General features: G+C 54.5%; 21 protein-coding genes. 9 read left to right on the forward strand and 12 right to left on the reverse strand.

The features are described 5' to 3' along the window. Positions 1 to 86 precede the first annotated feature (86 nt). Positions 87 to 1,994, forward strand: coding sequence for a chloride channel protein (locus OSC10802_RS0123405; RefSeq protein WP_017719200.1), 1,908 nt, complete (start codon positions 87 to 89; stop codon positions 1,992 to 1,994). A gap of 583 nt (positions 1,995 to 2,577) precedes the next feature. Here OSC10802_RS0123405 and OSC10802_RS0123410 read toward each other — a convergent pair. Beyond that, entirely contained in the window at positions 2,578 to 2,892 is a 315-nt protein-coding gene (locus tag OSC10802_RS0123410; RefSeq protein ID WP_026098737.1) for a carbon dioxide-concentrating mechanism protein CcmK, read from the reverse strand. Between the two features lie 122 nt (positions 2,893 to 3,014). Beyond that, on the reverse strand, positions 3,015 to 3,641 hold the full coding sequence (locus tag OSC10802_RS46540) for a DUF1648 domain-containing protein (protein ID WP_071593339.1): 627 nt from the start codon (positions 3,639 to 3,641) through the stop codon (positions 3,015 to 3,017). Positions 3,642 to 3,829: 188 nt separating this feature from the next. Between OSC10802_RS46540 and glcD the strand changes: the two genes are divergently transcribed. Beyond that, positions 3,830 to 5,302 (forward strand): glycolate oxidase subunit GlcD, encoded by a 1,473-nt coding sequence (gene glcD / locus OSC10802_RS0123425; protein WP_017719204.1) that lies wholly within the window; start codon positions 3,830 to 3,832, stop codon positions 5,300 to 5,302. A gap of 238 nt (positions 5,303 to 5,540) precedes the next feature. Here glcD and OSC10802_RS0123430 read toward each other — a convergent pair whose 3' ends face one another. Continuing rightward, entirely contained in the window at positions 5,541 to 6,074 is a 534-nt protein-coding gene (locus tag OSC10802_RS0123430; protein ID WP_026098738.1) for an REP-associated tyrosine transposase, read from the reverse strand. A 246-nt stretch (positions 6,075 to 6,320) separates the two neighbouring features. On the opposite strand from OSC10802_RS0123430, the gene OSC10802_RS0123435 reads away from it, so the two are divergent. Next, complete coding sequence (locus OSC10802_RS0123435) at positions 6,321 to 6,968, forward strand: HD domain-containing protein (protein ID WP_044171412.1); 648 nt, start codon at positions 6,321 to 6,323, stop codon at positions 6,966 to 6,968. A 260-nt stretch (positions 6,969 to 7,228) separates the two neighbouring features. Here the strand turns inward: OSC10802_RS0123435 and OSC10802_RS44705 are convergent, their stop codons facing one another. The 3 genes from OSC10802_RS44705 to OSC10802_RS0123450 all read right to left on the reverse strand — a co-directional run bounded on the left by OSC10802_RS44705 (position 7,229) and on the right by OSC10802_RS0123450 (position 10,887). Then, positions 7,229 to 9,601 (reverse strand): PAS domain S-box protein, encoded by a 2,373-nt coding sequence (locus OSC10802_RS44705; protein ID WP_255349200.1) that lies wholly within the window; start codon positions 9,599 to 9,601, stop codon positions 7,229 to 7,231. A 53-nt stretch (positions 9,602 to 9,654) separates the two neighbouring features. After that, positions 9,655 to 10,350: a hypothetical protein gene (locus OSC10802_RS0123445; protein WP_155968281.1), complete on the reverse strand. Its 696-nt coding sequence runs from the start codon at positions 10,348 to 10,350 to the stop codon at positions 9,655 to 9,657. A 147-nt stretch (positions 10,351 to 10,497) separates the two neighbouring features. Further along, a complete protein-coding gene (locus OSC10802_RS0123450; protein WP_155968283.1) occupies positions 10,498 to 10,887 on the reverse strand; it encodes a hypothetical protein in 390 nt (129 codons plus the stop codon). On the opposite strand from OSC10802_RS0123450, the gene OSC10802_RS0123455 reads away from it, so the two are divergent. Both OSC10802_RS0123455 and OSC10802_RS0123460 read left to right on the forward strand, forming a co-directional pair. Next, a complete protein-coding gene (locus OSC10802_RS0123455; protein WP_017719210.1) occupies positions 10,876 to 12,198 on the forward strand; it encodes an FAD-binding oxidoreductase in 1,323 nt (440 codons plus the stop codon). The genes OSC10802_RS0123450 and OSC10802_RS0123455 overlap by 12 nt on opposite strands. A 228-nt stretch (positions 12,199 to 12,426) precedes the next feature. Continuing rightward, positions 12,427 to 13,782, forward strand: a complete 1,356-nt coding sequence (locus OSC10802_RS0123460) for a (Fe-S)-binding protein (RefSeq protein ID WP_017719211.1) — start codon at positions 12,427 to 12,429, stop codon at positions 13,780 to 13,782. A gap of 100 nt (positions 13,783 to 13,882) precedes the next feature. On the opposite strand, the gene OSC10802_RS0123465 is transcribed toward OSC10802_RS0123460, so the two are convergent. The 4 genes from OSC10802_RS0123465 to OSC10802_RS50840 form a co-directional block, all read right to left on the reverse strand. Next, entirely contained in the window at positions 13,883 to 15,253 is a 1,371-nt protein-coding gene (locus tag OSC10802_RS0123465) for a cytochrome P450 (protein WP_017719212.1), read from the reverse strand. Positions 15,254 to 15,519: 266 nt separating this feature from the next. Next, positions 15,520 to 15,888, reverse strand: coding sequence for a hypothetical protein (locus tag OSC10802_RS0123470; protein ID WP_017719213.1), 369 nt, complete (start codon positions 15,886 to 15,888; stop codon positions 15,520 to 15,522). A gap of 444 nt (positions 15,889 to 16,332) precedes the next feature. Continuing rightward, complete coding sequence (locus OSC10802_RS0123480; RefSeq protein ID WP_017719215.1) at positions 16,333 to 17,430, reverse strand: saccharopine dehydrogenase family protein; 1,098 nt, start codon at positions 17,428 to 17,430, stop codon at positions 16,333 to 16,335. A gap of 25 nt (positions 17,431 to 17,455) precedes the next feature. After that, the gene (locus OSC10802_RS50840; RefSeq protein WP_155968285.1) at positions 17,456 to 17,728 is read right to left on the reverse strand and encodes a hypothetical protein; all 273 of its coding nucleotides are present in this window, start codon (positions 17,726 to 17,728) and stop codon (positions 17,456 to 17,458) included. A 53-nt stretch (positions 17,729 to 17,781) separates the two neighbouring features. Between OSC10802_RS50840 and OSC10802_RS0123485 the strand changes: the two genes are divergently transcribed. The 3 genes from OSC10802_RS0123485 (at position 17,782) to OSC10802_RS0123495 (ending at position 21,246) form a co-directional block, all read left to right on the forward strand. Beyond that, positions 17,782 to 18,171, forward strand: coding sequence for a hypothetical protein (locus tag OSC10802_RS0123485; protein WP_017719216.1), 390 nt, complete (start codon positions 17,782 to 17,784; stop codon positions 18,169 to 18,171). 69 nt (positions 18,172 to 18,240) lie between these two features. Beyond that, complete coding sequence (locus OSC10802_RS0123490) at positions 18,241 to 19,272, forward strand: hypothetical protein (protein WP_017719217.1); 1,032 nt, start codon at positions 18,241 to 18,243, stop codon at positions 19,270 to 19,272. Positions 19,273 to 20,178: 906 nt separating this feature from the next. Beyond that, positions 20,179 to 21,246 carry a hypothetical protein gene (locus OSC10802_RS0123495; protein WP_017719218.1) on the forward strand — a complete coding sequence of 356 codons (1,068 nt, stop codon included), beginning with the start codon at positions 20,179 to 20,181 and terminating at the stop codon, positions 21,244 to 21,246. Positions 21,247 to 21,837: 591 nt separating this feature from the next. Here the strand turns inward: OSC10802_RS0123495 and crtO are convergent. After that, positions 21,838 to 23,532, reverse strand: coding sequence for a beta-carotene ketolase CrtO (crtO, locus tag OSC10802_RS0123505; RefSeq protein WP_017719220.1), 1,695 nt, complete (start codon positions 23,530 to 23,532; stop codon positions 21,838 to 21,840). A gap of 156 nt (positions 23,533 to 23,688) precedes the next feature. Between crtO and OSC10802_RS0123510 the strand changes: the two genes are divergently transcribed. Next, a complete protein-coding gene (locus OSC10802_RS0123510) occupies positions 23,689 to 25,014 on the forward strand; it encodes a P-loop NTPase family protein (RefSeq protein WP_026098740.1) in 1,326 nt (441 codons plus the stop codon). Between the two features lie 149 nt (positions 25,015 to 25,163). Here the strand turns inward: OSC10802_RS0123510 and OSC10802_RS50845 are convergent, their stop codons facing one another. Continuing rightward, complete coding sequence (locus tag OSC10802_RS50845) at positions 25,164 to 25,436, reverse strand: hypothetical protein (RefSeq protein WP_155968287.1); 273 nt, start codon at positions 25,434 to 25,436, stop codon at positions 25,164 to 25,166. Positions 25,437 to 25,448: the final 12 nt, after the last annotated feature.

A 25,448-nucleotide genomic window follows, 5' to 3' on the forward strand; every position in this document is an offset into this window, starting at 1 on the left:
TTGCGCGGCTCCGAGAGATCAATCAGAATAAAAAAGGCAGACACAAAACTTAAGCTTTCTCTCATATTTATATATACTTTCCGTTAATGAGCGCCCTCCCCTCTCCCAATGGGCTGCTGCCTGAACAGCCACCCTTCGCTTCCCCCTCACCGCCCCTGACTCGCATCCTCAACCGCCTGCAGCCGACGCCGGAAACCATTGTCATGATTTTGGCAGTGCTGATTGGCGGCAGCACCGGCATGGGAGTCGTCACCTTTCACTACCTGATCCACCTGATCCACAGCCTGACGATGCAGGATTTGATGGGAGTGATTTTTCCTTGGGGCCCTTGGACACTGGCCTTAGCTCCCACCCTCGGCGGAATCATCATCGCCCTGATGCGCTGGCGCTCGCCAGACTTTGGCCCAGGCATTTCCTCAATGATTGCAGCTGTCGAGCAAGCATCGCGCACCGTGCCCCTCGCCCTCAGACCGGTCACAAAAATGGTGGCTGCTTCCGTTTCCCTGGGAACCGGCGCGTCCTTAGGGCCAGAGGGGCCGAGCGTAGAAATTGGAGCCAACTTCGGCATGCTCGTGGGGCAGGCGATCCACGTCTCCCAAGAGCGGCAGCGCTTGCTCCTGGGTGCCGGTGCCGCAGCCGGTTTAGCCGCTGGGTTCAACGCCCCGATTGCCGGCGTGTTCTTTGCCGTGGAAGTCGTGCTGGGCACAACCTTTGTCACCTCAGCCGTCAGCGTCGTGCTGCTGGCGGCGGTGGTGTCGGCTTTAATCGCTCAGATTGGGCTGGGTTCGCAGCCGGCTTTCACCCTGCCGGACTATGCTGTCCGCTCACCGCTGGAACTGCCCCTGTATGTGGGCTTGGGCTTGTTGGCCAGCATCGTCTCCCTCGCCCAAACCCAGTCGATTAAGTTCGCTCGGCGCTGCTTTCAAGGGGATCTGCCAGGGTTGAGCTGGTTCCGCCGGGTTCCGAAGTTCATCCATCCCGTAATTGGCGGAGCCTGCGTCGGCGTGGTGGCCCTCAAGTGGCCGCAAATCATGGGCATTGGCTACGAAACCATAGAAGCCATGCTGCAAGATGTGGAGTTTTCCCAGCAGCTGCTGCTAACCCTCCTGGGACTAAAGCTGGTGATGACAGCGATTAGCCTCGGCAGCGGATTAGTCGGTGGCACGTTTGCCCCATCCATGTATCTGGGGGCGTCTTTAGGCTCAGCTTACGGAAAAATCCTGCCGGCTGTTCTGCCAGCAATTAGCCAGAATATTGCGGCACCGCCGGCTTACGCGATGGTGGGCATGGCCGCCGTGCTGGCGGCGAGCGCCCGCGCTCCCCTGACATCTATATTATTGCTCTTTGAGCTGACGCGAGACTACCGGATTGTCCTGCCCTTAATGGCTGCAGTGGGGCTGAGCGTCTGGCTGGTGGAGCGCTTGAAGCCAGCCCAGACTGACAGCGCGAAATTCCAGCAGATGGGGCTGAATATCGAGCAAGATTACAATCGGGAGCTGTTGCAGAAAATTACGGTTGCGGAATTGATGCAGCCCGCTTTGCTCCTGCCTGCAACCATGACGGTGATTGAGGCCGGTCTGGCTTTGACGAATAATAACTGCCACAGCGGTTTGGTGATTAATGAGGCAAAAAGGCTGATTGGGATTATTACGTTGCGAGACGTTAATCGCGTCCTCTCACGAGTTAAATCGGATTCTCTGGAGAGTTATTTAGCCCACCAGAAGATTGCTGACCTCTGCACTACTGACATCTTGTTTGCATACCAGGACGAGCCGGTGGCTGAGGCCCTAGACCGCATGGCAGCGCGAGGCTTGCACCAGCTGCCGGTGGTCGATCGAGACAATCCTTATGAAGCTTTGGGGTTGCTGGACGAGCAGGGAATTTCCCTGGCCTCTCAGCTGGCTGTGACGCGAGATGTCATGCGGGGTTACTGCGCCTTGCCAGCACTCCCTGAGAAAGAGCAGGAGGTGGAGCGAGTCAAGCAGCCGGTGTGAGTCTAAGAAACCCGGTTTCTTTAAGAAACCGGGTTTCTCAGCACCTCGCTATATTAACGGATAAAATACCATACCGCCGACAGGCGGGAGGCGTCAGCCCCAGTTTTTTTGACTGCCCCACTTTTCAGGCGTCCCCGTCAAGTGGCACTTCTGTGCTAGAGAGGAGCCACTGCAATCAGGGAGCCGATACTTTTTTGCTAACAACCTTTAACAGTCGCTAACAAATACTGTAGGGGTGGGTTTATCAAAAATGTCTCTGGGAAGTTGAGATGCTGGTAAACCCGCCCCTACTTTAGCTCTCAACCAAGGCGTATCAGCCAATGCCCGCAGTCAAATCCCACGATCACTATACATGAAAGCAATCTAGATCCCATTTACCACTTTATAAAGTTAAAGAAACGGGTATCTAAACTCAGGAAACTCAGGAAAGTCCACCCACCTTTGGTTTTTAGGTTAAGATGGCTCCCTATTTTAAGGCAACCGTCCGCCTTTGGTTCTCGGGCTAGTGCCGGCTGCCTTAAGCAAAGTATAGCATACAATGGCTAAGCGGAACGCTCTCAAGGGCTGCTGCTGGTAGCCCCCCTCAGAAGCGGAACTGTGCCACTGACTCCGTGTAGTGGATGGGCAGAACACACTCGAGATTCTCGTGGGGGCGAGGAATCAGGTGGTAGGAGAGCAAAAGCTGCTCCTGAGTGTTCACTCTTTTTACTGACTCAACCCCAGCCGCCACTGAGGTTTGCACCTCAGAGACATCCCCCCGGACAATCACTGTGTAGCGGGCGCTGCTAACCTTTTCCATCCCAACCAGCGTCACGCGGGCGGCTTTGACCATCGCGTCAGCCACCGCCAGCGCCGGCGGAAGACCTTTTACTTCAACCATGCCGACTGCAAATGGCATAGCGCTTTTCTCCTGAATCAACGGCATCTGTCAGTCTAATTGTACGATTCACCGGCTGCGGAAATTCACTAGGCACAGGGACCGGCACGCTTTCCTGCCCCTACAGCGCCACTCTTGCCGGCCTATGCCCCGCAAGCTGGGCCACTAACGCGCCCGATACGCTTGCCAGAAATAGAAGCCGGTCGTGGCAAAGATGGGAGCATCCCGGTTGTGCAAAGAAGCCCATATGAATGCGACAATGATTTCACCAGGGGGCAGGAGGAGAGGATTTTTGGCCAGCGAATCTTTGGAAACGGGATTGAAACGGCACAAACCCCACACCCAGTCCCTCCGCCTTGCCCAAAGCCACCTGGACCGTCCCCCACGCCACCCACGCAAACAGGCCGATCAGTTCCGCCTTCAGCCAGCTCTTGCAATTCACCAGCCAGCCGGTACTGTCGCGCCGCATTCTCCGAGGTGATTGGCACCGGATAATTAAACGTGTGGGGGAACCGGCTCAGTACCGTCAGCCCCATATAAATAGCAGCGCTCAAGGCGGGGAACAGCCAGAGTATGGCCTTGGCACCCCAGCCATCCGGCATTCCCGACAGGCCAAAATGAACCGGAATCACCGGCGGAAGCGCTTTCCAGGATTGGACTGGGAGGGCGACGCTCAGCACCGTGCCGGCAGCTGCTACAATGTCAAGCACTGTCGCAGCCGGTGAGCGCGGGATGGAGAGGATGGGCCGGTTTGCTTGCTTGTCCGTCACAGTCGGAATGATGGCTTGGGCGTCGGTTTATACTTTAAAGATAGCCAATTGACATTCCCACCGGCAGCCGGCACCCTTGAAGTTTTCCCATCTAAAATCTAAAATCTAAAATCTAAAATCTAAAATCGGTTAGAATCCAAAGCAGGTCATGCAGAAAATATTGTTTTCGTCCCTGCCGGTAGCCACCTATGATTGCCACAGAAAAACAGCAGCGCAACTGGAAACCAATTATTAAGCAATTTGAAGCCGCCGTCGGGAAAACCGGCGTCGTCCAGCGAAAAGAAGAGTTGCTCACCTACGAGTGCGACGGACTGCCCAGCTACCGCCAGCGACCGGCAGTTGTCGTCCTCCCCCGCACCACCGAGGAAGTGGCAGAAGTCGTGAAAATATGCGACCGCAACCAAATCCCCTGGGTGGCTAGGGGTGCCGGCACCGGCCTGTCGGGAGGTGCCTTGCCGGTGGAAGACTGCGTGCTGGTGGTCACCGCCTTGATGCGGAAAATCCTCAAAGTTGACCTGGAAAATCAGCGCGCTGTCGTCCAACCGGGGGTGATAAATAACTGGGTGACGCAAACTGTCAGCGGTGCCGGTTTCTACTTCGCCCCCGATCCGTCCAGCCAAATTGTCTGCACAATTGGCGGCAACATCGCTGAAAATTCCGGCGGCGTACACTGCCTGAAATACGGCGTCACCACCAACCACGTTTTAGGGTTAAAATTGGTGCTGCCGGATGGTTCAATTGTAGATGCCGGCGCGGAGATTCCGGAAATGCCAGGCTATGACCTCACCGGCGTGTTTGTCGGTTCCGAAGGCACCTTGGGCATCGCCACAGAAATCACCCTGCGCATTCTCAAGACCCCGGAATCGATTTGCGTGCTGCTGGCAGATTTTACCAGCATTGAAGATGCCGGTGCCTCCGTTTCCGACATCATCAGCGCCGGCATCATTCCCGGCGGCATGGAAATCATGGACAACCTCAGCATCAACGCCGTGGAAGATGTTGTCGCCACCGGCTGCTATCCCCGCGACGCGACTGCTATACTGTTAGTAGAAATCGACGGCTTAGAAGTGGAAGTCGCCGCGAACAAGCAGCGCGTTGCCGAGATTTGCAAGAAGAATGGGGCGCGGAACATCACAACAGCAAGCGACCCAGAAACCCGCCTGAAACTGTGGAAAGGGCGCAAAGCGGCCTTTGCCGCAGCCGGACACATGAGTCCGGATTATTACGTACAAGATGGGGTAATTCCCCGCACGCAGCTGTCGTATGTGCTGACAGAGATTGAGGCGCTGTCGCAGAAGTACGGCTACCGGATTGCGAATGTGTTCCATGCCGGTGATGGCAATCTCCACCCACTGATTCTTTTCGACAATTCAGTTCCTGGTGCGCTGCATGTCGTGGAAGAATTGGGCGGAGAAATTCTCAAGCTTTGTGTGCGAGTTGGGGGAAGCCTTTCTGGGGAGCACGGCATTGGGGCGGACAAGAAGTGCTACATGCCCGATATGTTCAGCGAGACGGATTTAGAAACCATGCAGTGGGTGCGGGAAGTGTTTAATCCTAAGGGGCTAGCAAATCCGGGGAAGATGTTCCCCACGCCGCGCACCTGCGGGGAAGCCGCACGCGCTAAGATGGCGAAGAAGATTGAGGGGGCGGAGGTGTTTTAAAAGGTTACTTTGTTTTAAAACGCTACCTCGTTTGGGAGGCTCCGCCTCCCCCCCCCCTCTCCGTCAACAACCCTCGTTCCCAGGCTCCGCCTGGGAATGCCTATTGGGAGGCTCCGCCTCCCCCCTCCTTCCCCTGACCAACTCTCGTTCCCAGGCTCCGCCTCCCCCCTCCTTCCCCTGACCAACTCTCGTTCCCAGGCTCCGCCTGGGAATGCCTATTGGGAGGCTCCGCCTCCCGTCACAAATCGAGCAATTCCACCGGCAATACCCCAGGCTGACCGATGTAATTGCGATAGCTGGAATACCGCCAGTGAGCCGGCTCGTCTACATAACCGCGCCTGACTGGATTATTGTGAATATAATCCAACTTTTGTCTAAACATTTCTTCACTCAGGATAGCCTCCGGATGAAATCCTTCTTGCCAAACCTGATAGTCTTGGTCGGTTTTATGTTGGAGTTTAGAGAACTTGAGCTGTTCTAGTATATGATTGGCCCGTTTGGCTTTAAGTAAGTCAATGATAGACCGCGCCGTGAAAGACTTAAAATTCCCGATTTCTTTTGACAAATTTGCAGCCGCTGCGAGCAGGTGGAGATGGTTTTCCAGAATCACATAACCGTACAGTGCCAGACGGTGCTGGCGTTGCAGAAAGGAGAGCGAGTCTAGGACAATCTGTGCTAGCTCAACTTGGCCGAACAGGGGCATCCAATTGACTGCTGTGCAGGTGATAAAATGGGAATGGTTTTCTAGTACGTGATAGCGGCTGCGTCCCATTGTGTTACCTTCCTCTGAAAATCGGTGAGGCAGAGCCTCTAGAATAGCGTTCCCAGCCTGAGGCTGGGAACGAGGGTGAGGGGGAGTCCCGGAACGAGAGTGAACGATTTTGCGTCACTTGGGGGCGCTTATCGGGGCTTTTCCCAGGGTTATTGAGCAATCAGGAGGCAGAGCCTCTAGAATAGCGTTCCCAGCCTGAGGCTGGGAACGAGGGTGAACGAGGGTGATAGCGAGGGTGATATGTTAATGAGGGGTTATGCAGACGGATTGGCTCTAAAATCCAGATGGGAGTCTTTGCTGCGGGAGTTTCAGGTTGAGAGAAGCGCCGGCAAGAAAGTCTTCTTTGAATTGGTAGCAGCCTATTGCAGCGAATGCCGGTTTTATCACACGCTGGGGCATATTCAGCACGTTTTAAATACAATTGAAGGGATGTCAGCGCTCGCCCGAAACTTGCCGGCAATACAGTTTGCGGCTTGGTTCCATGATAGCATCTATGACCCGAAGGCGCAAGATAATGAGGAGAGAAGTGCTGAATATGCGGCAGCGGTGTTGATCGATTTAGGGGTGCCGGCTGGTACGGTAGAGGCGGGGGCTGAGATGATATTATATACCAAGCGCCATGAAGCGCCGGTGGGCGATACTGACAGCTACATCCTTCTAGATGCGGATTTGGCTATCTTGGGGGCGGATGAGGGGGAATATCGGTTTTATGCGGAAGGGATTCGGCGAGAGTATTGCTGGCTGTCTGAGGGAGAGTACCGGCAGGGGAGAATCCGCGTGTTGCAGAAGTTTTTGCTGCGCGAGAGGATATATTATACGGAGCGCATGTTTGCGGAATTAGAGGGAAGGGCTCGGCGGAATGTGCGGGATGAGATAGAGGGTTTGAATTTGTAAAAGATGGAGGGAGATTAAGAGGCAGAGCCTCTAGAAAGGCGTTCCCAGCCTGAGGCTGGGAACGAGATTTAAGCCCGCGCAGGCGGGCTTTGTTTGTATAGCCGCGACTTCCAGTCGCCCGGTGAATAACGAATGGCGTCCCCCACAAATGAGCCAAGGGACGAGGGGTATTAAAAGCCCGCGCAGGCGGGCTTTGTTTGTATAGCCGCGACTTCCAGTCGCCCGCTGAATAACTGCAGCGCTTTCAACCGGCTCTCACCTCACTCAACTGTGCGGCACCCCACCGGCAGCCTCACACTAAAGGTCGTGCCGGCACCCAATTCCGACCGCACGGAGATTTCTCCGCCGTGCAGATCCACAGCCCTTTTGACAATTGCCAGCCCCAAACCCGTCCCCGGAATTTTGCCGACATTGGCAGCCCGGTGGAAAGACTCAAAAAGGTGCGGCAAATCATCTGAAGGAATGCCAATCCCTTGATCCGCAATCTCAAAAACAGCCTCACCACCCTCACAGGAAAGTGACAGCCGCACCGTCCCTCCTTCGGGAGAATACTTAACAGCATTCGAGAGCAAATTGCCGAGAATGTGGCGCAACAGTTTTTCATCCAGGCAAGGGAGCTTTTGCCCTCGGTGGCAGGGGTAGGAGCCGGCCTTGTGCCCGCCCCGAGCGCGGGAGCTTGAAGAAGTCCTCTTCAGCGCTTCTCTGTCCTCCAGAACCCCTGCAGCGAAACTCTGACTCACAAAGCTGATACTGTGCCCGCAGCCGGCACTCAATTGCATCTGTTCCAGCAAATCGCGGCAGAAAGCTTCCACATCCACCGGCGCGGGGTTGAACTCCAGTTTTCCCGCCTCCGCCCTGCCAATCACCAGCACATTTTCTAGCAAATCAGTCATCTGTCGAGCCGCTACCTTAATCCGGTGGAGATAGTCGCGCTTTTTCTCCTCAGTTGCCAGACTGCCGAAATTTTCCAGCAATTCAACAGACATAATAATGCTGCAGAGCGGGTTGCGGAACTCGTGAGACACCATCGAGACAAAGCGGGACTTGAGTTCGTTGAGCTCTTTTTCAGTTTCCAAAGCCTTGCGCAGTTCGGCGTCTGAGTGCTTGCGCTCAGTGATATCCTCCGCAATGCCGGCAATTCGATAAATCTCACCCGACTCGTTGCGAACGGGAAAAGCGCGAGAGCCAATCCAGCGAACTGACCCATCGGGGAGCACAATCCGATATTCTTTCTGAACCGGCTCTCCCTGCGGCAGTTGCTCGACCGCATTTCTGACAGCCTCCCGATCTTCAGGATAAACCGCCTCCAGCCAAGAAAGCGGCTCCTCGTACAAACTCTCGAAGCTGCGACCCCAAATTTCCTTGTAAGCGGGACTGACGTAAAGCAGCTGCTTGCTATCCGCCGATCTGATCCAGAAAACCTGATGGATATTTTCCGCCAGCTGGCGGAAGCGCTCCTCGCTAGAGCGCAGCGCCAACTGCGCCTCTACCCGGTGCGTGATGTCTTCCACCACACCCAAAATATACAGGATCTCCCCCGCCCGGTTGCGGATCGCCATCAAAGAAAGATTCACCCACAGAATTTCTCGGTTCTTGGTAATGTAACGCTTCTCCAACTGAAAGCTGTCAGTCTCCCCCTGAAGCACCTGCTCCAGAAAGGGCATTTCCGCTGACATGTCTTCCGGATGAGTGATATCCGCAACACTCAGCGCCGCCAGTTCTGACTCCGTGTAACCCAACATCTCGCAGAACGCCCGATTCACCTTCAACAGGCGGAAGTCCGCGTCAGCGAGAGCCATCCCAATCGGGGAGCGCTCAAAAATTCTGCGGAATCCTTGCGCTTCCGATCTTCTCTCTCGCTCCGCTCGCGCCGCCACAAGGGCTGCGCCGGCCCGCTCAACCGCAAAAGCCATCTGGCTAGCGACAGTTTCAGCCAGCTGCACTTCTTCTTGACAAAACTCGCAGACTGTGCTGTAAAAAAGCGCAAAGTTTCCCAGCAGCCGGCCTTGAAAGACCAGGGGAAAGAACCCGACAGCTCGAATCCCCTCCTGCAGCAGGACCGCCCGCAGAGGCTCCAAAGATATCTGCGCTCCCACATCAGAGATCAGCAGGGATTGCGGGTTCCGAGCACCAACCCTGGCCAGAAAATAATCTTCAACAGCCTTGCGACACCGGTCGGAAAGCCCGCGCCACTGTTGGAAGCGCCCGACGCCATCATCCTCAACCAGCAAAATGCCGGCACCAGAAACCCCCAGAGAGTCCTGCAAACCGCTGAGTGCGGCTTCGTAAATCTCCTCAATCGGTGCCCCTCGGCTGAGGGCACCGGCCACTTGATAAAGCGTCTGGAGTTGGGTTTTGCGCTGGCGGAGGGCCTCCTGCGCCTGCTGCCGGCGGGCCATCTCGAGCAATAGCTGCTCCTTCACCCGCCTCAGCTCAGCGGTTCGCTCCGCAACTCTGATTTCTAGTTCGTCATACGCCTTTGGTAACGCCTCCTCCCCTTGCGTGAGCCTTGTGATGTCGCGGGCAGAGCCCTCAACGGCGATCGTATTGCCGGCGAGGTCGCGCACCGGCACGCTGCGGTTTTCCATCCAGATCACCCTCCCGTTTTTATCTATCCAGCGCAAAACAAGCACCCCGATCGAGATCTCCCGACTGCACCACTCCTGCAAAAGCCGCCGGCGATCGGCTAGGCGCAATCTTCCAATCCAAATTGGAATCGGCGCAGTCCTCCACCGGCGTGTGGCCCGCGAGCGCTTGTACCGCGCTCGCTGATGTACTCTTTGCCGCGAGTGGGAGTCAGGCGATCGCCATAAATAATCTCTGGGGCGCTGTCAGCTAGCTGTCGGAAGCAGGCGGCAGTTTCTCGCACTTGGGCGAGTGCGGAACGCTTTTCGTCACGCAGTTGTTTCGCTCGCAGCGCTGGCGCGACTGCGGGCCCGAGTTGCGCCAGCCGGTCTTTTGGCAGGCAGTCAGCAGCACCCCGCTTCACGCACTCTACCGCAACTTCGGCGTTCCTGCTGCCGGTGAGGCCCATCGAGGGAATGTCTTCGCGGCTCTCCTGCAATACCAACTTAGGACAGATAGTATTTTTTCCAGGGGCTGGAAAGCCTTTACAGCCGCCTTTCTCAATCCAAAATCCCAAATCCCAAATCCAAAATTGGCATAAAAGCTGCATTGGCGCATCAGAGCCGTCAAATTGCGGCATCTCGCACTCGGCTTCAATCGCCTCGCAACTCCCACCTAGCAGAGCCGGCAAGTCCGCCTCGGGTTCGAGGCGCACCCAGTCGGGACCGCACCGGCACCGGCGCAGTTCGCCTATCATCAGCTCGGCGTCTTCTGGCGAATCCTCAACAATCAAACTGCGGATGGGAGTGGACATCATGTGCGATTGTGAAACAGAACTGCGATCTCTCGCTGTTGGTTGGTGGGGACAGCAGCTCCAAGCAAGGCTCGGCTAATATCGGCCAATCACAAGCCGGCACTGCGGATCGCTGCTGCTAACTTTTATGGAGTGACTGAGCCCCAACCCTTAACCCCCAGCAGCGTGGCGGTAGGACGGCAGCCCAGACGCACCGGCAGCCGCACAGCCGCACGGAAATTTTTCATCTCCCCCGGGCTTGATGTGCGGCGATCGCTCCAAAACGAATATCAGGCTAGCCCTTTTATTCTTTATGGTGTCAGAAATCTTACCCGTCTCAACCCGATTAAACCTGTATAGCCGGTAACTGCGCTCGCCTGCTCGGCCTCTGCGCTGCCTTTTGGGCAACTCTTGCGCGGCTAGTGGCTCGCACGCCCGCACTTCCCCTAAAATGCTTTTAACTGCGACCCTCACCGGCACAATCAAGATAAAAATCTTTCTCCCCCTCTCCCCCTCCCCCCTTCTACTGTCAAGACAGAGATTATCACCTTGGTCACTCAAACTCCCCTCGCCCCCCAACTCGAAAGCATCGCCGGTGCGGCAGGCGTCGTGTCCCGCGCACAGCTAGAAGCGCCTCTGGCGAACGCACTCGCTCAAACCCTCACCCCAAACACCCAGATTGACTGCACCGCCAAACCCAACACCCAGGCGGAACTTGCCGAAATCATCGCCCTAGCTCACCGCAACCGCTGGGGCGTCTTGCCCTGCGGCAGCGGCAGCAAGCTCAGCTGGGGCGGCCTTGCAGGCGGTGCCCGCTTCGCTGTCAGCACCGAGCGCCTCAACCAGCTCATCGACCACGCCGCCGGCGATTTAACCGTCACGGCGGAAGCGGGGATGAAATTTGCCCACCTGCAACAAATTTTAGCCAGCCTCGGTCAATTCCTCGCCCTCGACCCGGCGTTCCCCCAAATGGCCACCCTGGGCGGCATTGTGGCCACCGGCGATTCCGGCTTCCTGCGCCACCGCTACGGCGGCGTCCGCGACCAGCTGATCGGCTTTTCCTTCGTCCGCTCCGATGGCCAGATTGCCAAAGCCGGCGGGCGCGTCGTCAAAAATGTTGCCGGTTACGACCTGATGAAACTGTTCACCGGCTCCTACGGCACACTTGGGATTATCTGTCAAGTCACTTTTCGCGTTTATCCGCTGCCGGCGGCGTCGCAAACCGTAGCGCTCACCGGCACTCCTGACGCCATCGCCCGCGCCGCTCAAACCCTGCTAGGCTCCGCTCTCACTCCCACCGCCGTTGAGCTGCTCTCTCCCCAACTGGTGGCTTCCTGCCTCGGGAAACCGGACACCGGCTTGCTCGTCCGCTTCCAGAGCATCCCGGAAAGTGTCCAAGAACAGTCAGCAAGGCTGCTGGAAGTTGGCCAAGCGCTGGGGCTGGAAGGCTCCACCTGTTTGGGCGATGGTGAGGCGCAGCTGTGGCAAAAATTGAGAGAGCAGCTGGACGCACCGGCAGCAGAGCCAGCCATTCTTTGCAAAATAGGAGTCAGACCGAGCTTAGCTGCCGGTGCTCTCAGCCAGCTCTTGGCTCTTTTATCCCCGTCGGGTGCCGGTGCGATCCACGCGGGAAGCGGACTGGGGGTGTTGCGGTTTGCCGGTGAAAACCTCACAGAGCGCGTGTTAAAAATGCGGTCTGCCTGCCAAGAAAAAGGCGGATTTCTGACAGTGTTACAAGCGCCGGTTTCGGTCAAGCAACAGCTGGATGTCTGGGGTTACACAGGCAATGCACTTGATTTAATGCGGCGGATTAAGCGGCAATTTGACCCCGAGAATATTTTGAGTTCCGGTCGTTTTGTGGGGGGGATTTAATTAGCCTCGTTCCCAGGCTCCGCCTGGGAACGCACAGCAGGAGGCTCTGCCTCCAGTCTCCCACTCCCCACGCTGAAACGATCAACCGGCAATTGTCGGGGCGGCAGAGCCGCCTCCATCTGCATTCCCTGGCAGAGCCAGGGAACGAGATCAATGCGGGTATAATAAAAGAGGGTATCGGCGTTTATCCTTGTACTTCTGCGGTAAAAATCACCTCTGTTGAATCTGATGCAAACTATAGAAAATCCTGCAACCAACCCAGAGCCGGAAAATCTCAGCGGGTTTGATGTCAAGCACCCTCCGGAGCCAAAACTGATTGATACTTGCGTTCACTGCGGGTTCTGTCTGTCTACTTGTCCGAGCTATCGGGTGATTGGCAAGGAGATGGATTCGCCGAGAGGGCGGATCTATCTGATGGACGCGATTAATGAGGGTGAGGCTGAACTCGGCAACGCCACAGTGCCGCATTTTGATTCTTGCTTGGGGTGTCTCGCCTGCGTGACGGCTTGCCCGTCTGGGGTGCAGTATGATAAGCTAATAGGGGCGACTCGCCCGCAAGTTGAGCGAAATTATGAGCGCTCTCTGCCAGACCGGCTGATTCGCGCCCTGATTTTTAATCTGTTCCCCTATCCCAGCCGGCTGCGCCCTTTGCTGGCTCCTCTATTTTTATATCAGAAATTGGGGTTGCAGAAGGTTGTGCGCTCCACCGGCTTGCTGAAAAAAGCATTCCCCCGCTTGGCGGCGATGGACTCCATCCTGCCAGAAGTGACGCCCGACACGTTTCATGAGCCTTTACCGGAAGTGATTCCAGCGCAAGGGGAAAAGCGCTATCGGGTGGGGGTGATTATCGGGTGCGTGCAGCGTCTGTTTTTCTCGCCGGTGAATGAAGCGACGGTGCGGGTTTTAACGGCGAATGGCTGTGAGGTGGTGATTCCGAAAACCCAGGGCTGCTGTGCGGCGCTGCCGGCGCACCAAGGGCAAGAAGAACAGGCTCAAGCTCTGGCGCGGCAGATGATTGACAGCTTTGAAGATACGGGCGTTGATGCTATCATTATAAATGCTGCCGGTTGCGGGCACACGCTGAAGGAATACGGTCACATCCTGCAAGATGACCGGAAATATCGGGAAAAAGCAGAGGAATTTTCAGGCAAGGTGAGAGATGCGCAAGAGTTCCTGTGCGAAATCGGTTTGACGGCAAAACTTTCGCCGCTGACGGATGGAGAGTTGAAGGTCGTGTATCAGGATGCCTGTCACCTGTTGCACGGGCAGAAGATTAGCCTGCAACCGCGCCAGCTGCTGCGGCAAATTCCGGGGGTGAAGCTGCGGGAGCCGGTGGATGCTGCAGTGTGCTGCGGCAGTGCGGGGGTGTATAATATGATGCAGCCAGAAGTTGCGGATGAGCTGGGCCGGCAAAAAGTTGAGAATCTGCTCAATACGGGTGCGGATTTGATTGCGTCGCCCAATCCGGGGTGCTCGCTGCAAATTAAGAAGCACCTGCAGCTGCAAGGGAAGGAGATTCCTCTGGCGCACCCGATGGAATTGCTGGATTGCTCGATTCGGGAGGTGAAGCTTCAGACAAGTTAAACGTAAGAAGGCAAATTATATCTGCCTTGGCGTTTTGGGGTTGATTGCTGCAAAAAGTGAAAGCGTAGAAACCGGGTTTCTTCCAGAAACCCGGTTTCTATCAAACCGGCACCAAAGTCGTCTTAACTTGCGGCTGGCGCTCACCCGCGATCGCCATCGCCATACTTGCCGGTGCCGCTAAAGTCAAACCACGGCGCACCGGCTTAACTGGGCGGCTGTCAGCCATCGCCATTTCATAGCGCGACACAATTGTAGCCAGTGCCAGCTTCATTTCAAACAGAGCAAAAGCCATGCCAATGCAGCGCCGGTTCCCGCCGCCAAACGGCAAATATTCATAAGGAGAGAATTGCTTTTCCAGAAAGCGCTCAGGCTTGAAACGCTTCGGTTCCGGATAGATATCCTCCCGATGGTGAGTCATGTAAATATTGCCAATTACCACCGCACCAGGCTCAAACTCCCAGCCCCCAATTTTTACCGGCGCTTTCACTTTCCGGGGGAAAGTCAGCATCGCCACAGGGTAAATGCGCAGGGTTTCCGAGCAAACCGCATTGAGATAGGGAAGTTTAGCCACTGCATTTGGGTCTAGATCACCGCCGAGAGAATCTAATTCACTCAGAAGCTTCTCGCGCACATCCGGGAGAGTGTGAATCCAGTACAGCGCCCAAGTGAGAGCAGACGCAGTAGTTTCGTGACCGGCAACAAGCAGAGTGATCAACTCGTCGCGCAACTCCCGATCTGTCATCGGCTGACCCTCTGCATCTACTGCAGACATCAGCAAAGAGAGAATATCAGTGCGAGAGGGATCTGGCTGTTCCCGGCGCTGCTGAATTTCAGCGTAGATGAGATTGTCAATTTGCTGCTGCTGGCGGAGGAAGCGCCCCCAGGGACTCCAAGCACCTAAATCCCGCTGCAGCCAGGGCAAAAATAGCAGGGCGGAACTCCAGGGAGAGCTGATAGAATCAAGCATGGAAGTGAGAAGTGAGCGCAGTTGCTCAAAACGCTCGCCCTCGTGCATGCCAAATACAGCGTCTAAGATAACCCGCAGGGTGATTTCTTGGGTGGCGGAACGGACTGGGAAGGGTTTGCCGGCACTCCGCTGGGAAATCACTGCCAGAGTGATGTCGCAGATGAGATTGCCGTAAGCCCGCATGCGCTCGCCGTGAAAGGGCGGCGTCAGCAGCTGGCGCTGGCGCTGGTGGCGAAAGCCATCCAACAAAATCACTGACTGATCTCCCACCAGAGGTCGCAAAATCCCGTTTACCTCACCGGAGGCAAACAGCTTGGGATCTGCGGTAAAAAGCTCTTGAATTGCCCGCGGGTCACTCAACATGACAAATTCAAAGGGTCCCAACCTGGCTGTGAAGGTGTCACCGTGCGCTTTTGCCGATGTCTCCAGGTACTCCAGGGGGGAAGCAATCCACTGGAGTTGCTGTATCAAGGGTAGCGTCTGTGGCCCAGAAGGCAGTTTCATACAGGCTTTACTTTTTTTAAAGGATTTTCCCTTTTTAAGCTAGCAGAAGTTCCTGAAAATGGGTAGGGATCTGGGAAAATCTGCCGCCCGATTTGCAGTAAGCGCTAAAGTGCTTATTTAAAAGTGGGGTGTGAGGACTTTAGTCCTCAGTGCAAACCGGGGGAAGAGAAAATGTTTGTACTGAACCCTTTAGTGCTGATCCCGGTGCGATCTCGCCGGCTACTTCCCATTGCAAGGGAGAAAGAAACCAGGTTTCTGAATAAAGTTTAGTCGTTAGCGGTCAAATTTTCAATGGCTTGCCCCACTTTTTCTAATAAGCTCGGCTCTGGATTGGCTTCTCTGTATTCTTCTAAATTCTCTCGGTAAGCCTGCTGCATACTTTGAAGGCTCTCAGCGTCTTCTACTGCCTCTTCGTAAGCCTCTTGGCGATTTTCAGGCTGCCGGTCGGGGTAGGTGGGGGCGACTATTTCCGTCCGGTCGGGCTGACGGTCAGCGGCGGTCGCTGCATACCCGGGCTGAGCGGAGAAAAGGAATAAACCTGACAGGCTGATTAAACTCCCTAGAGAGAGCGCTAGAGAGAGAATCAAAAAGCTCTTGCGCAAGGTTTGTCCCAGAGATGATAAAATACGCTGCATGTAAATTGTCTCCTTGCTTTTTGGGAATTTGTGCTTGGTAGATATAACAAGCATCTTACGCGCCGGTAAAGAGCAGCTACCTCCATCGAAAGGTAGATTAAAGCGATCGAACTCCCGTCGGGGGCAGCAGTCCGGAAACCGAATTTGGCCGGCTGCCGGCTCGCAGCGGGCAAAATTTTCCAAAAAATTATAGATTTTGGGGCTAAAAATCCTGTTGTTCGCCGGGGCGGTTTTATAAAAATTATCTGCTTTATGCGGGCATTCCCCCTCAACCCTGTGGGGCGGGGTTATAAATATTTTCTGGTTTTTCCAGACATTTCTAGCTGTAGGGTGCGTTCCCTCTAGGAGCGCCCAACCGCGCCAGAAACCCGGTTTCTTAAAGAAACCGGGTTTCTCAGCATCTCACTAATATGAAAAACGCGATATATCTGTCATCAAACGCAGCTACAGCCACTGCTGCTGAATCTTCACGCTCCGACTTTGCATGATCTGTTCAAACAAATCAGTTGGCAGCGCCCGCTCCACCGGCCACACTCCGGGCTGCTTCAACTGGCCAGAAAGCAGCAGTTCGGCAATCGTGCCGGTGCCAATGCCGGTGGCAACTGCAGCGCTTTCATGTACGGCGGACGACACAAAACAGGCCGGTTTGCCATCCTTGCGACCGGCAACTTCAGCGCGAACCGCCACCCCAGTGCCGGTGAACAGATTCGTAACAGCCGTCATCCGGTAGCTGACGGCGGATAAAAACTCAATAACGCCCTCATTCTTCAGCCAGCTTTTCGGCCACCAGTTAGCGACCATCCAGGTCATGTGATTGTAAAAATCCGGAAGCGTGCCGAATTTTGTAATCACCGTTTTGACGGGAAAAGATTCAGGCAGCGTCATGGATTCTGGCATATCAAACCAGTAGACGCCGGTTTTGCCATAAGGCGGCGGAAACTCAACCGTTTCCCGCTCGCTGTAGGGCGTAACTTGCTGCCACTTCCCATCCACCCAAACGTCAAACGGCTCTTGCAAACCCAGAAAAGTCGTGCGCATCACCGTCACGCCGGCACCGCCAGAACCCGCCACCACATAAGTCAGGTGAATGCGTTCCGCCTCAGAAAGCTGTTCCACGCCTTGGCGCACCAAGCTGTTAGAAACCCCCGGAAAAATGCCGGTGTTGACAATCGCCGTCACACCGGCAGCTTTGGCCGCGTCGCCGAGGGCCAGAGCTCTGCGAGTAAAGCCACGACTGTCGCTGACATCGGCATAGTTGACGCCAAGCTTAATGCAAGTCTCCAGAACGCTGGCATCGCGGTGGTGAAATGGGCCCGCACAGTGGACGACCAGGTTAGAAGAAGCTATCGCCTGGCGCAGCGCCTTCTTATCCGCCAAATCCAAAGCCAGATACTGGACTCCGGGAGCTGGCATCGCCTCCGCCCCAGTCGCTGGACTCCTGCCGGTGATGGTAATCTGCGCCTGCGTGTGGGTGGCCAGGTCTTGCGCGACACTGCTGCCAATCCGCCCTCGCCCCCCAAGAATCAAAACCCGGTCTGTCATGGTTCGAGAATCGGTAACTCTAAGTTCAGTTCACCATTTTGCAGCCAATCGGTTCATCTGTAGAAAGGATGACTTTGTTAGAGTCTTGGCAAGCGTAAAGGTCTACTGCTTGCAGAGTCCGGTACAGGCCGTGAAGGGCGGCTTCCCGCTCGGGCGTCCCTTGCGGCAGCCGGTGCGGGGCGGCTTTCCCAAGGCTAGAGTGCGGTAAGACCGCTTCTGGAAAGGAAGGGTAGCCGTTTGCCCACTTAGGGCACGGACGTAGGACAGGCGTCTCGCCTGTCCCTGTCTCTACTAACAAGTGAGATGCCTTGTATTAAACTGACTGTCTATTGCTATATGTAGAAAAGCTATTTGTCACGCACATTACTCATACCAACCGAAGGAAACGTCGCCGGCACCGGCATCTTACAGGAATGGCTGGGCGCGAGGGAAGAGCTTAACAAGATATGGAGTTTGTTGGACAAAGCGGACGAAACTCTGCCAGCGCCAATCGTGAGTATTTTAACAGATTTGACAGGACGCAAGCTGCCACCGGCACTTGCCGGCGACGCACCTGAGTTCGGTGAGGTATTGAGGGCGAGCGGGGAGGGGCGTTCTGCGCCCTCATGCGGAACAGCTGGTGGCCCACTGAGGGGAACAGGAGCTGAGTTGGACATCAGCCTCCCGGAAGCACCTCACCCCAGCGGCGGGCCCGCCACAGGACAGCTCTCCTTTTCATGTCTTAACCTGCAGACTGCATAAGTTACAGGTGCGGGTTCTATATATAAGGAGAAGCATACAGAAAACGACTGAAATTGATAGGCTGTCCCTATGGCTACTGACTACGTTCTATTTATACACGGTGTTAATACCCGCCCCAAAAATGATAAAAAGCCCAACTTTGCAGGCAAACTGATGGAACTCATCCAGGAATGCCAGGATAAGTTGACAGCCCCCCCAAATGAACTGAAAATGAAGTCCCTAGATTGGTATGAGGTGATGCTGAGCGCCGAGAACAATCTCCTAGAGAGTTTCCAGCAATCGCGAGATTGGGATAAGTTCTGGTTTAAAGACTTCCGCAAAGCAGTAATCTTGCCGTTCGCCGGCGATGCGGTTCTTTATACCAGCCGCTATATCGGTTCGGAGGTCGTCAGAAAACTAAAAAACCAGGCAGAAATTTTATTCGATAACCATTACAATCCAGAACAAGACCGCCTGCATCTAGTCACTCACAGTTGGGGAACAGTCATCCTTTTTGATATCCTATTTGCAGGCCGGTGGGATGACACAGAAATTCCCGGATCTCAGGATGTACGAGACATTCGCAACATGCTATTTGGGGTGAAACCCAATCCCACAAATGGCATTCGCATCGCCAGCATTCACACGATGGGCTCGCCCCTTGCTCTCATCAACCTGATGAACATCAAGGGCGTAGAGAAGCAAAAATATCCTGACAGCCCGCCACAGTTCACCCACGACATTACTAAAAACTTGAGAGGTCTGCTCGAGAATCTTTATAACGCTTGCCAACAACCGCTGTTCTGGAAGAACTACGCTCACCCGGGCGACCCCATAGCCTACCCTCTAGTTCCTGTCCTCCCCAATCTGCTAGATGGCCAGAGCAAATTCCTCCATATTGAAGACAAGATCGTCAGCGGTAGCGGATGGTCACAATTGGCAGCCCAACTGGTGTCCGACACACCGCTAGCCTTGCTGATAAACGGCCTGAGCGCCCACGACAGCTATTGGTACAGCCCGCAAGTAGCAGAGGAAATCTTCAAGACCATTCAGCAGGCCCCTTCTTCTAAGGAATCGCAGGTTTCTCGTCCCTTGGCAACAGCTGGTAATTTCAACCGCTAAAGTTCAAGGATGGACGCAGATATAGGAATTCCCCTCGTTCCCAGGATCTGCCTGGGAACGCTGCTCGCTTAGGCTCTGCCTCCTGTCTCCAACAAGTAGCATTATTAGCCTAACAGCTTAGTGCTATAAAGGGCGCTATAGCGTTTATATTTAAGTTGCCAAAGGGCAGGAACCCGGTTTCGCGGCCCAGAGCTTTAAGAAATCTTAAAATCCAGTGTTAAATGCGGCCTTTAAGCAACTAATAAATGCAATTTCGTGGGCATTATCTAGACCCCATAATTAGGAAAATTAAAGAATGAAAAATCCTGAATTTTACTGCAATCAATAGAAGCAAACTTTTACCTCAAAATATTGTTGAAGCTATAGTATTTTTATAGACATAGCAGCAGTCATATTGGTTAGAAGAATAGAAGCTTCGGGAGCGGGGGAGCAAGGGAGGCCGGAATGTAGCTTTCCTAAATGCTTACTGCTATATAGACGTAGGGCAGGCGTCCCGCCCCCCCTGAAAGTTTAATGTTCTAACCTAAGTGCATACTGCTATAAAACCCCCTTTACGTCCGGGTTTTTAATCCAAAATCCAAAATCTAAAATCCAAAATTCGTATCAGAGAGTTCTGAGCATCGTGAGCGCGTCTGAGCGACCGGCTCCTGCGCGTGGGAGAACACGCGAGGGCAGTTGCGTCCAGGCATTCCGGAAATCGAAACGTCCGGATCGGTTCCCGCGCCGGTCGCTCTTTTCGCCGCACTCCGCCACCTCCCTTCCCAGTTCCCACACCCTGCGATCCCGCTCTCCCCGCCTGCCCGCTCCCTTTGCATCTCTTAACATAAAACCTGCGGAATTTGCGCACGATACCAGCAATTAAAGGATTAAGTGCCGAAAAAATACTGAAATCGGCGAGGAGCAGCAATGGCTACTGACTACATTCTGTTTGTGCACGGCGTCAACACCCGTCCACAGGGGGACTTTTTCACCTACAGCACCCGTCCGAATCCGCAACAGTCCACCTTCGCCTCGAACTTGATCGCACTAATCGAAGGCGGCAATAAGGATTTGAGCCTGACTCTAAAAATGGAGAGCCTCCACTGGTATGACGTGATGTTGGGTGCAGAGCGGCAACTGCTAGATTGGTTTTCTGCCTCGCCAGATTGGAATAAATTCTGGTTCAAAGAGTTCCGTCAAAAGCAAATCCTGCCGTTCACCGGCGATGCCGCTCTCTACATCAGCCGCTATATCGGTTCCGATGTTGTAGAGAAGCTCAGAGAGCAAGCTGAGACATTCTTGAAAGGATGTAACCCAGAACAAGACCGCCTGCACCTGGTCACTCACAGTTGGGGGACAGTCATCCTCTTTGATATCCTATTTGCGGGCCGGTGGGATGATCCAAAAATCCCCGGCTATGAGAGCGTGCGAGCCATTCGCAGTATGATATTCGGCGTCGCTCCCACGCCAAATTATGGCATTCGTATCGCCAGCATTCACACGATGGGATCGCCTATCGCTATCGCCAATCTCATCAACGTCAGGCGGATACAGAAAGATTCTGGTGAGGAATTGACAGATGATAAAATAAAGGAAATATTCACCCACGATATTACTCTGGGCTTGGAGAAGCTACTGCAGAGCCTTTTTTACGCAAACGGGAACAGAAAGCTACCGTGGCGGAACTTCGCTCACCCTGGCGATCCCATCGCCTACCCTCTGGCGACCGTCATCCCCAATTTGCTAGATGGAAATAAACAATACCTCGACATTCAAGACACACTCACCAGCGGCGGCGGATTATTAAAATGGGCTGCGCAATTCGTAAGCGAAACATTTCTAGCCTTAGTCAACGGCGGCAGCGCCCACATGAGCTATTGGAAGAGCCAGCAAGTCGCTGAGGAACTCCTTAAAACCATTCAGCAGACCCAAAAATTTTCTCGCTCCCAGCTAGTAGGAGCGGGGGCAATTGCGCCCCCCCAAAACGAGATGTAGGAGGCTCTACTTCTCGCAAGTGCCGGCAGTATAGCAGTAGCCACTTAGATTAGGACATTAAACCTTCAGGGCAGGCGTCCCGCCTGCCCTACGTCTATATCTCAGTAGTAATATGGGTTAGGACAATAGGAGCTTCGGGTGCGGGGGTGCAAAAGAGGCAGAAATGTACTAACCTAAGTGCCTACTGCTATAATATCGTTTCGGGCTGTTTGGGACTTGTTATAGAAATTTTTGATTTTAGATTTGGGATTTTGGATTGAAAATCCAGACATCAAGGGGCTTTTTAATGGCCAAAATTCTCTAGTGTTTCTCATATTAGTGAGGGACTGAGAACCCCAGTTTCGTAGGGGCGTTGTGGCACGACTGCCCTCTTCCGGGTATCTGGGCTGGAGTTCATTCAACTGAGAACCGCTATAGCGAGTCTAAATGATTTGCGCAACTGCTGGGGGCCCAGACTCCCGGTTTCTTTAAGAAACCGGGGGTCTGAAATTTACACGAAGGTTATTGAGGCGCTCTATGTCGGACAAGCGCTCCCTCCGAGCCAATCTCTTATTCCCTAGAGAAACGAGAGAAACAGTGATTGCCGGCAGCCTAGAGAATTCGGAATACAGATTCTACCGTTGATTTGAGAGACTTCTGCGCATCCTTCAGCGTCTGGGCAATGGGCTGCTGCGCGTGCAAGAAAACGCGAGCGCAGTTGCGTCCCGGCATTCCGGAAATCGAACCGCCCGGATGGGTTCCCGCGCCGGTGAGGAACAGACCCTCAATGGGGGTTTTGTAATTAGCCAACTCCGGCAGAGGGCGCAAGAAAATCATCTGCTCGAGCGTCATGTCGATGTGGTAGTGGTTTCCCTTGAAAGAACCCAGACGCGCTGACAGTTCAGCTGGGCTTTCCACGCGGCGGGCTATTATAGCGTTCTTGATATTCGGCGCATATTCTGCCAGCTTGTCAATACAGCGATCTGCAACTTTGTTCTTCAATTCATCCGTCCAGCCGGTGCCATTCAGCCCAGTCCCCTCCGCACCGGCAACCTCATAGGGCGCAAAAAACTCAATCCAGAGCGTGTGCTTGCCCTGGGGAGCCATCGAAGAATCGAGCGCAGTCGGCATCACCACATACATCGAAGGGTCAGAATCTGGAATCTTCCCCAAAATAGGCTCAGAGTGAGCCAGTTCAATTTGCCTCACCGAATCCGCAATCAGAACAGAACCGATCAGGTACTTATCCTGATGGTTGTGGTGCGGGAAGCGCAGCGGTTCAGAAAGCGCCAAATCTATCTTCAGGAGGCTGTCATTATTGTTGACAATCCGGCGCTCGAGCCGCTCTCGCAAATCCGGATCGGCGGCGTCGGCATCGCTGGCGTCCATCAAGTGCAAAAACAGCCGTTTGGCGTCAATATTAGAGATAACGCCCCGCGTCGCCCGGTATTCCGTGCCGCCCCTGACCCGCACGCCGGCAGCTCGCCCGTCATCCACCAAGACTTTCTCAACCGTTTGCTCAGTGAGGACCGCACCGCCCGAGCTTTGCACCAAATTGAGCAGCGCCTCAGTCAGCGCGCCGGTGCCGCCTCGGGGTCTGGCCATACCCGGATTGTGGCGCATCGCCATCATAATCGCACCAATTGCCAGGTTTTTTTGCGAGGGAGGCGCACCGAGTTCTGACGCCAGTCTGGCGAGTGGCGCTTTGATAAACTCCTCATCAAACCACTCGCTGAGCAGATCCTCAGCGCTGGTGAGCATCGTGCGGAAAAAGTCCAGCGTCTTGTCGGGGGAACCGATGACCGAGAATAAATCTTTCAGCTTTTTAATGTCGTAGTTGCCAGCGATATCTACCACTGATTTTGGCGGCGCGTTGAACATGGGAATCATAGCGCCAATCGCCCGCTGCCAGAAATCCGTGTATTCGCGGTATTTGCGGGCGTCGCGCTCGCTGTAGCGGGCAATTTCGGCACAAGTCGCCTCAACAGAGCGGTGAGCTAAAAAGTATTTGCCATCCGGATGCGGGCAAAACACCACAGGATCGCAGTACAGATATTCCAATCCGTACTTGGTCAGCTCTAATTCCTCCACCACCGGCCCCAAGTGTATAAATTCGTGGTCAATAGCGCAGAGGTTGAACTTAAAACCGGGTGCTTCCTCAGGCATAGCTTCCTCGGTGGTTGCCGCACCCCCGGGGACAGAACGCTTTTCCAGCAGCAGCACGCTGTACCCAGCTTTGAGCAGGTAAGCGGCACACACGAGCCCGTTGTGACCGGCTCCTATGATAATAGCGTCATACGTTTGCATGGCATCAGGCTCCAAGGATGGGAGATGATTGCTCCCATCTTACAAAAGTTAACAATTTTAGATATCTGCCACGCGACAGAGATAGCTTCTGGCGGAAGCAACCTGAGAGTGACAGAAGGAAGAGATGCGGGGAGCCATTTCTTTCAGGAAATTCTAATGAAACTAGATTTGCGGAGATTTTACAAAGCATGCAACCCCAGCCAGAGCCTGCTCCAGAAAAACGATCCTGAGAACCCTTACTATATCGATTTTTCCCCGGTGCGAGGTCGCCAGCTGGTTGAGGAATTGAAGGGAACCATCACGCAGGCATCACCGGATGAACCAACCTGCCAGCTGTTTGCCGCACCTGCCGGTTCCGGAAAGTCCATAGAACTGACCCGACTGAAGGCGGAGTTGGAGGAGCGGGGATTTCACGTGGTTTATTGCAAGGCGACGCGGTATTTGAATCTGGGGGATGTGGATCTCAGTGATATTTTGCTGATGGTTGCCCGTCAGGTGAGCGAAAGCCTCAACAAGATAAAAAGCGACCTGGAAGCCGGCGAAATGGGAGCGCTGCTGAAAAACCAGACAGAGCAGTTGCTGCCGCACACCGGCGCTGAGGGGGCTGTCGGATCTTCGCTATTTGGCGGAAGTGGTAAAATTGCTCCTAGAAGCAAAGATACTTTGGATCTTGTTTGGCGGTTGAGGATGTACTTGGAACCTCGCACCAATTCGATTTTGAAAAGCATCAACCAAGAACTGCTGGAACCGGCAGCGGTGGAGTTGAAGCGACTGGGCAAAAAAGGACTGGTGACGATCGTAGATGACCTGGACAGAGTGGAGAACCGACGCCTGCCAAACGGACGCCTCCAGCCAGAATATCTTTTTGTCGATCGTGGGGAGCAGTTGCGCAAACTAAACTGCCACGTCGTTTACACCGTTCCCCTGACATTGGTTTACTCGAATGAGTTGGGAAAACTCACCGGCAAATTTGGTGCCGAGCCCCAGGTATTGCCAATGGTGCCGGTGCGCCGGCGAGATGGCACGCACTGCGAAGAGGGAATGGCGCTGCTGCGACAAGCGGTGCTAGTGAGAGCTTTTCCTGAGGCTCCCCCAGAGCAGCGGCTGAGTTTAATTACAGAGGTGTTTGACAGTCCTGAAACCCTAGACCGGCTCTGCCGGATTAGTGGCGGTTATGTCCGCTACTTGCTGGGGCTAATCTATCGCTGTCTCCAGAAAGAAAATCCACCCATCCCGCGTCAGTGCCTGGAAACTGTGATTCGGGAGCGCTGCCATGAGCTGGCGCGAGCTATTGACGATGAGCAGTGGGAGTTACTGCGTCAAATCGCCGCCGACAAAACGGTCAGCAACGAGACAGAATATCAAATCTTGCTGCGCAATATGCGCGTGTTTGAATACCGGGACGAGCGAGGGCGCTGGTTTGATGTCAATCCTATTTTGGCAGAATCTCACAAATTTAAAACTGCCCCCGGTCAATACTGATACATCTAATTTAGATAGTGAAATATCGTCCCGCTTTCCGCTAGCGAACTTACCTGGAGACATTTAAAGCAATTTAATAGTATATGAGCTAGATATCAAGCTATTTTCTCCAGCTAAATTGCAATCACAGGCTAATTGAGTGAGATTTTTTAGGCGTGCGATCCCAAGCTGGCGCGAAGTTTAGAGAATCCCGACGCCCTGTAGTGTATCGATTTGCTGCCGGTGCGGGGACAGCCACCTCCGCCCTTGGACCGGCCACTGGGTTTACAGTCCCAATATCCGATCGCTTCTGGCCAAACTAACCGCAAGGGCGGAACTGAAAACTGGGCACAGGGCAGCAAAACCAGTGCCCCATGCCCGATGCCCCATGCCTTGCGCCCTGTGCCCTGCGCCCGAGGCTCGATGTCCACTGCCAGAGTCACTTCCCGCCCTCA

It is taken from the genome of Kamptonema formosum PCC 10802 (genome assembly GCF_000332335.1).
Classification (GTDB): domain Bacteria; phylum Cyanobacteriota; class Cyanobacteriia; order Cyanobacteriales; family Oscillatoriaceae; genus Oscillatoria.